Source organism: Catenuloplanes japonicus (genome assembly GCF_000717135.1).
In the GTDB taxonomy this organism is placed as follows: domain Bacteria; phylum Actinomycetota; class Actinomycetes; order Mycobacteriales; family Micromonosporaceae; genus Catenuloplanes; species Catenuloplanes japonicus.
The window spans coordinates 1-5,080 of sequence record NZ_JNXY01000068.1; the positions used below are offsets into that span (position 1 = coordinate 1).

General features: G+C 57.2%; 2 rRNA genes. Both read right to left on the reverse strand.

Annotated elements, in window-relative coordinates:
- A 23S ribosomal RNA gene (locus tag OP04_RS47935) occupies nt 1-3,076 on the reverse strand.
- Between the two features lie 357 nt (nt 3,077-3,433).
- Nucleotides 3,434-4,951, reverse strand: a 16S ribosomal RNA gene (locus OP04_RS47940).
- The 16S and 23S rRNA genes sit together here, the layout of an rRNA operon.
- Nucleotides 4,952-5,080: the final 129 nt, after the last annotated feature.

Consider the following 5,080-nt stretch of genomic DNA (forward strand, 5'->3'; position numbering starts at 1 on the left):
AGTCAAGTCCTCGGCCTATTAGTACCGGTCAACTCAACACGTTACCGTGCTTACATCTCCGGCCTATCAACCCAGTCATCTACTGGGAGCCTTACCCCACCGAAGTGGGTGGGATACCTCATCTTGAAGCGAGCTTCCCGCTTAGATGCTTTCAGCGGTTATCCCTTCCGAACGTAGCCAACCAGCCATGCCCATGGCAGGACAACTGGCACACCAGAGGTTCGTCCGTCCCGGTCCTCTCGTACTAGGGACAGCCCTTCTCAAGTATCCTACGCGCGCGGCGGATAGGGACCGAACTGTCTCACGACGTTCTAAACCCAGCTCGCGTACCGCTTTAATGGGCGAACAGCCCAACCCTTGGGACCTGCTACAGCCCCAGGATGCGACGAGCCGACATCGAGGTGCCAAACCATCCCGTCGATATGGACTCTTGGGGAAGATCAGCCTGTTATCCCCGGGGTACCTTTTATCCGTTGAGCGACACCGCTTCCACACGCAAGTGCCGGATCACTAGTCCCGACTTTCGTCCCTGCTCGACCCGTCAGTCTCACAGTCAAGCTCCCTTGTGCACTTACACTCAACACCTGATTGCCAACCAGGCTGAGGGAACCTTTGGGCGCCTCCGTTACTCTTTAGGAGGCAACCGCCCCAGTTAAACTACCCACCAGACACTGTCCCTGAACCCGATAAGGGCCCGAAGTTAGATACCCAGATCAACCAGAGTGGTATTTCAAGATTGCCTCCACCCGAACTGGCGTCCGAGCTTCACCGGCTCCCACCTATCCTACACAAATCAATCCAAATACCAATGTCAAGCTATAGTAAAGGTCCCGGGGTCTTTCCGTCCTGCCGCGCGTAACGAGCATCTTTACTCGTAGTGCAATTTCGCCGGGCCTGTGGTTGAGACAGTGGGGAAGTCGTTACGCCATTCGTGCAGGTCGGAACTTACCCGACAAGGAATTTCGCTACCTTAGGATGGTTATAGTTACCACCGCCGTTTACTGGCGCTTAAGTTCTCAGCCTCGCCCCGAAGAGCTAACCGGTCCCCTTAACGTTCCAGCACCGGGCAGGCGTCAGTCCATATACATCGTCTTACGACTTCGCATGGACCTGTGTTTTTAGTAAACAGTCGCTTCCCCCTGCTCTCTGCGGCCATACCACGCTCCACCCGCAAAGGGGCTTCACGCGTCCGGCCCCCCTTCTCCCTAAGTTACGGGGGCAATTTGCCGAGTTCCTTAACCACAGTTCACCCGTCGCCTCGGTATTCTCTACCTGACCACCTGTGTCGGTTTGGGGTACGGGCCGCTAAGAACTCGCTAGAGGCTTTTCTCGGCAGCATAGGATCACTGACTTCACCTGAATCGGCTCGGCATCACGTCTCAGCCTCATGTGTCACGGATTTGCCTATGACACGGCCTACACGCTTACCCCGGCACAACCACTCACCGGGCTCAGCTACCTTCCTGCGTCACCCCATCGCTTGCCTACTACCCGTCAGGATCCCAGACTCCACATGTTTGGACCGAAGTCCGCCCACACTTCGCGTGGTTAGCACAACGAGGTTCGGCACGGGCGCTCTTTCGCGGGTACGGGAATATCAACCCGTTGTCCATCGACTACGCCTCTCGGCCTCGCCTTAGGTCCCGACTCACCCAGGGCGGATTAGCCTGGCCCTGGAACCCTTGGTCATCCGGCGGAAGGGATTCTCACCCTTCAATCGCTACTCATGCCTGCATTCTCACTCGTCCAGCGTCCACCACTCGGTCACCCGGCAGCTTCACCCGCTGAACGACGCTCCCCTACCCATCCACGCATAACACGTGAATGCCACAGCTTCGGCGGTGTACTTGAGCCCCGCTACATTGTCGGCGCGGAACCACTTGACCAGTGAGCTATTACGCACTCTTTAAAGGATGGCTGCTTCTAAGCCAACCTCCTGGTTGTCAATGCGATCCCACATCCTTTTCCACTTAGCACACGCTTAGGGGCCTTAGCTGGCGATCTGGGCTGTTTCCCTCTCGACTACGAAGCTTATCCCCCGCAGTCTCACTGCCACGCTCTCACTTACCGGCATTCGGAGTTTGGCTGACTTCAGTAACCTTGTAGGGCCCCTAGGCCATCCAGTGCTCTACCTCCGGCAAGAAACACGTGACGCTGCACCTAAATGCATTTCGGGGAGAACCAGCTATCACGGAGTTTGATTGGCCTTTCACCCCTAACCACAGGTCATCCCCCAACTTTTCAACGTTGGTGGGTTCGGCCCTCCACGAGGTCTTACCCCCGCTTCAGCCTGCCCATGGCTAGATCACTCCGCTTCGGGTCTAGGACACGCGACTCTGACGCCCTGTTCAGACTCGCTTTCGCTACGGCTACCCCACACGGGTTAACCTCGCCACATGCCACTAACTCGCAGGCTCATTCTTCAAAAGGCACGCCGTCACCCCTAAAGGCTCCGACGGATTGTAGGCGAACGGTTTCAGGTACTATTTCACTCCCCTCCCGGGGTACTTTTCACCATTCCCTCACGGTACTCGTCCGCTATCGGTCACCAGGAAGTATTCAGCCTTACCAGGTGGTCCTGGCAGATTCACAGCAGATTTCAGGAGTCCGCTGCTACTCGGGTGTCTCCACAGAGAGGCATACCATTTTCACGTACCGGGCTTTCACCGTCTACGGCCAGCCATTCCAGACTGTTCCACTAACAATATGCTTTGTAACTCTCTCAGACTGTGTCAGCAATCCACGGGAAATCCCACAACCCCGGCGATGCAACCCCTGACAGGTATCACGCACAACCGGTTTAGGCTAGATCCGTTTTCGCTCGCCACTACTCACGGAATCACGTTTTGTTTTCTCTTCCTGCGGGTACTGAGATGTTTCACTTCCCCGCGTTCCCTCCATACACCCTATGAATTCAGATGCAGGTGACACCACATGACTGGTGCCGGGTTCCCCCATTCGGAAATCCTGGGATCACAGCTTGGTTGACAGCTCCCCCAGGCGTATCGTCGCCTCCCACGTCCTTCATCGGCTCCTGGTGCCAAGGCATCCACCGTTCGCCCTTGACAACTTGACCACAAAAAACAAGATGCTCGCGTCCACTGTGCAATTCTCAACAAACAACCAACCCACAACCACCACACACAACACCATGCTCCAACTCGTGGAAGGTATGTCGCGCAAGATCGTGCCTGGCGTTCAGTTCCTTGAAGAACCCAACCCGCAGGTTGTTCCTTCAGGACTCAACAGGGTGCTAAACGCTCTCTTCCAGCCGCACCGAACTCGCTGCTTTCCTTCCCCCTTGCGAGGGTGTACTCACTGAGTCAGCCGTTGCCGGCGTCAAACTGGCCAGTGTCTCCGCCTTTGAGCACCCCGTCATCGCATTCGGATGACGTGGGCTCCATGCCGGCTTTCACCGGATGGTGCTCCTTAGAAAGGAGGTGATCCAGCCGCACCTTCCGGTACGGCTACCTTGTTACGACTTCGTCCCAATCGCCAGCCCCACCTTCGACGGCTCCCTCCCACAAGGGGTTGGGCCACCGGCTTCGGGTGTTGCCGACTTTCGTGACGTGACGGGCGGTGTGTACAAGGCCCGGGAACGTATTCACCGCAGCGTTGCTGATCTGCGATTACTAGCGACTCCGACTTCACGGGGTCGAGTTGCAGACCCCGATCCGAACTGAGACCGGCTTTTTGGGATTCGCTCCACCTCACGGTATCGCAGCCCATTGTACCGGCCATTGTAGCATGCGTGAAGCCCTGGACATAAGGGGCATGATGACTTGACGTCATCCCCACCTTCCTCCGAGTTGACCCCGGCAGTCTCCCATGAGTCCCCGCCATGACGCGCTGGCAACATAGGATGAGGGTTGCGCTCGTTGCGGGACTTAACCCAACATCTCACGACACGAGCTGACGACAGCCATGCACCACCTGTCACCGCCCCCGAAGGACCCCCCATCTCTGGAGGATTTGCGGTGATGTCAAACCCAGGTAAGGTTCTTCGCGTCGCATCGAATTAATCCGCATGCTCCGCCGCTTGTGCGGGCCCCCGTCAATTCCTTTGAGTTTTAGCCTTGCGGCCGTACTCCCCAGGCGGGGCGCTTAATGCGTTAGCTGCGGCACAGAGGACCGGAGAGGCCCCCCACACCTAGCGCCCAACGTTTACAGCGTGGACTACCAGGGTATCTAATCCTGTTCGCTCCCCACGCTTTCGCTCCTCAGCGTCAGTATCGGCCCAGAGACCCGCCTTCGCCACCGGTGTTCCTCCTGATATCTGCGCATTTCACCGCTACACCAGGAATTCCAGTCTCCCCTACCGAACTCTAGCCTGCCCGTATCGAATGCAGACCCGCAGTTGAGCCACGGGATTTCACATTCGACGCGACAAGCCGCCTACGAGCTCTTTACGCCCAATAAATCCGGACAACGCTCGCGCCCTACGTCTTACCGCGGCTGCTGGCACGTAGTTGGCCGGCGCTTCTTCTGCAGGTACCGTCACTCTCGCTTCGTCCCTGCTGAAAGAGGTTTACAACCCGAAGGCCGTCATCCCTCACGCGGCGTCGCTGCATCAGGCTTCCGCCCATTGTGCAATATTCCCCACTGCTGCCTCCCGTAGGAGTCTGGGCCGTGTCTCAGTCCCAGTGTGGCCGGTCGCCCTCTCAGGCCGGCTACCCGTCGTCGCCTTGGTAGGCCATTACCCCACCAACAAGCTGATAGGCCGCGAGTCCATCCCAGACCGAAAAACTTTCCCGACCATCCCATGCGAGAAGGAAGGAGTATCCGGTATTAGCCCCCGTTTCCGAGGGTTATCCCAAAGTCTAGGGCAGGTTACTCACGTGTTACTCACCCGTTCGCCGCTCGAGTACCCCGAAGGGCCTTTCCGCTCGACTTGCATGTGTTAAGCACGCCGCCAGCGTTCGTCCTGAGCCAGGATCAAACTCTCCAACGAAATCTAGAGAAAACCAAACCCCGAAGGATTTAAAGCCCGGCCGGGGTATAAATCATAATTGGCACTGGCTTTTCAAGCACCCTGTTGAGTTCTCAAAGAACAACCACACACCACACTCAAACCGGCTAC